The sequence below is a fragment of the Gammaproteobacteria bacterium genome, from assembly GCA_013001575.1.
In the GTDB taxonomy this organism is placed as follows: domain Bacteria; phylum Pseudomonadota; class Gammaproteobacteria; order Steroidobacterales; family JABDMI01; genus JABDMI01.
The window spans coordinates 1-2,812 of record JABDMI010000063.1 but is presented as its reverse complement, the minus strand read 5'-3'; the positions used below and the strand labels follow the sequence as shown (position 1 = coordinate 2,812).

The following is a 2,812-nucleotide window of genomic DNA, read 5'->3' as shown; positions in this document are numbered from 1 at the left end:
GGTGGATAATCGGGCCTTGAATGCGATCAATAAATGACGGGTCACTGAGGCATAAACAATAAAAAAGGACGCACGCTGCGTCCTTTTTTATTGGCTGGCGTATAATCGAAGTGAATTAATCACTTGGGCTGACCGATGCGATCTTTGATTTCTGCTTGCTTGCTAGTACTACTTTCTTCCTGTGCCGGTGCGCCCGTTGACAGCACGCAAAATGATAACTATTTCAATACCCACGCCAAATTGATGCAAAGTTTGCCGGGTACCGCTGTGACTTCCGAGCCATTGGATAGATTTCAAAATGTGTTGGGTGACTTTAATGTCGGTATGACCGAGGAAAATTTACGCTCTTTGTACGCCGATGAATTGTATTTTAATGACACCTTCGTGACCATCACCACAATCGATGCGCTGGTGGAGTACCTGTTGAAAACCGCTAATAACGCAACCACTACGGTCAAGATGCTGGATGTGTCTAAAAGTGAGACCGATTATTATTTGCGCTGGAGTATGGATATTGAATTTGTCGCCAGAGGTAAAGCCATACGCAGTCGATCCATCGGTATGACCCAGGTGCGTTTTAATGAACAGGGCAAAGTGATCTTCCATCAGGATTACTGGGACAGCGCCAATGCCTTTTATCAACATCTGCCCGTCGTAGGAGGCTTGGTGCAACGGGTCAGGAACAGTTTACATTAAGACTTTGCCTCGTATAAGATAGGTAATCCACATGCTTTACAGGTGCTTGAAATGTCCAAATTAAAACTACTGAGTTGTATGCCGTTGTTGTTATTTTTCACCAGTGTGACTGCTTGTGTTAGCAATGAGCCTGATGCGATACCTGAACTTACGGAATCATGGGTATTGGAGAATCTCGACAGTCCTGAAAGTGTTGTGTTGAGTACAGACAAAAGTTTTTATTATGTGTCGAATGTAAATGGCGAAGGTGACGCCAAAGATGAAAATGGTTACATCGCGCGAGTATCTTTACAAGGTGAGTTATTACAACAGTACTGGGCTAGCGGTTTAAACGGCCCTAAAGGACTCGCTTTATCCGGTACTACTTTGTATGTCTCTGATATAGACCAGCTGGTCGCGATTGATACGGCTACAGGAAAAATCATTAAGCGCGTTGATGTTCCCGGAGCAAAATTTTTAAATGATGTAGCCGTTTCATCCGTTGGTGTGCTTGTTAGCGATTCTGCGAATGCCAGAATATATAATTATGTAGATGATTCAATCTCTGTTTGGTTTGAAGATGAACGCTTGGGTGGCGTGAATGGTTTATTGCCACAAACTAATCGCCTGTTGATCACTACGATGTCAAAAGGTGAGCTCTTGTCGCTGGAATGGGAGTCAAAAATGCTTTCCGTACTGGCAGGGGACATGAAAAATGCCGATGGCATCGTGATGTTAGACAATGGTTCGTTTATTGTCAGTTCCTGGCCAGGTAAGCTGTATCACATTGATAATCAAGGCATGCAATCTCTATTACTGGATACCAGCGAGCAGCCGGTATATCTAAATGATTTTTTACTGGTTGGAAATACCTTAATTGTTCCTAATTGGCAGCCAGGCAGTATTCGGTCATTCATCCTTGAATAGTTTGTTCTATTCACTGTAAACAAGCGACTCATTCTCTCGGGGCTATCCAATGCGTAAATTGTTAGTTGTACTCGTATTACTCGCGATCGTATTCGCGGTACTGAATTACCATCCCGAACCGGCTCCGGTATCTACCGGGTTTGGTACCCAACCTGAATTACCCGAGCCAGAGACTGGTTTGATTCCCACAGTGCATGTGGCCGAGGCCACCGGCTGGCCAGAAGATCAGACCCCGCTGGCCGCGAACGGTTTGGAAGTGATTGAATTCGCACAAGGATTGGATCATCCCCGCTGGATGCACGTATTGCCCAATGGTGATGTGCTGGTCGCCGAATCCAACTCACCCAATGCCTTAAGCGGTATCAAGGGCATCAAAGGATTTGTGGCAAAACGGATCATGAAAAAGGCCGGGGCGGCTGTGCCGAGTGCGGATCGTATTACCTTGTTACGGGATGCGGATAATGACGGGGTGGCCGAAACTCAATCGGTTTTTCTGGAAAAGCTCTATTCACCGTTTGGTATGACCCTGGTCGGTAATACTTTGTACATCGCCAATGCCGACGGAATTGTGAGTGTTCCTTATCAGTCGGGAGATCTGAAAGCGTCTTCACAGCCGCAGGAATTCTTTACCTTGCCGTCCGGTATTAATCATCACTGGACCAAAAATATTGTTGCCTCACAAGATGGAAGCAAGCTATACGCCACCGTGGGTTCTAACAGTAATATTGGTGAGAATGGTATGGACATCGAAGTGGGGCGCGCCGCCATCTGGGAAATCGATGTGGCAACGGCCAAGGGTGCGGTTTTTGCTTCGGGCTTACGCAATCCTGTGGGTATGGACTTTGGTCCAAGCGGCGAGTTATTCACTGTGGTGAACGAACGCGATGAGTTGGGCGACAATCTGGTCCCCGATTATTTAAGCTCGGTGAAAAAAGACGGTTTCTATGGCTGGCCCTACAGTTATTTTGGTCAAATCGTGGATGAACGGGTGCAACCACAAAAACCCGAGCTGGTGGCCAAGGCCATTGTTCCGGATTACGCCCTGGGTGCGCACACAGCCTCATTGGGATTGGCGATCACGAATGGAACGCAGGCAGGCATACAATCGGTGTTTGGTTCGGGGGCATTCATAGGTCAGCATGGATCCTGGAATCGCAAACCCCGCAGTGGATACAAAGTCATTTTTGTGCCCTTTGTCAACGGCATGCCG

3 protein-coding genes are annotated in these 2,812 nt (G+C 47.0%); all 3 read left to right on the top strand.

The annotated features are described in order from the left end of the window. Nucleotides 1–135 precede the first annotated feature (135 nt). Nucleotides 136–696 carry a nuclear transport factor 2 family protein gene (locus HKN88_05770; GenBank protein NNC97563.1) on the top strand — a complete coding sequence of 187 codons (561 nt, stop codon included), beginning with the start codon at nucleotides 136–138 and terminating at the stop codon, nucleotides 694–696. 51 nt (nucleotides 697–747) lie between these two features. Next, on the top strand, nucleotides 748–1,602 hold the full coding sequence (locus tag HKN88_05765; GenBank protein NNC97562.1) for a gluconolaconase: 855 nt from the start codon (nucleotides 748–750) through the stop codon (nucleotides 1,600–1,602). Nucleotides 1,603–1,651: 49 nt separating this feature from the next. Then, nucleotides 1,652–2,812: sorbosone dehydrogenase family protein (locus tag HKN88_05760; GenBank protein ID NNC97561.1), on the top strand; the 1,161-nt coding region annotated here is incomplete at its 3' end.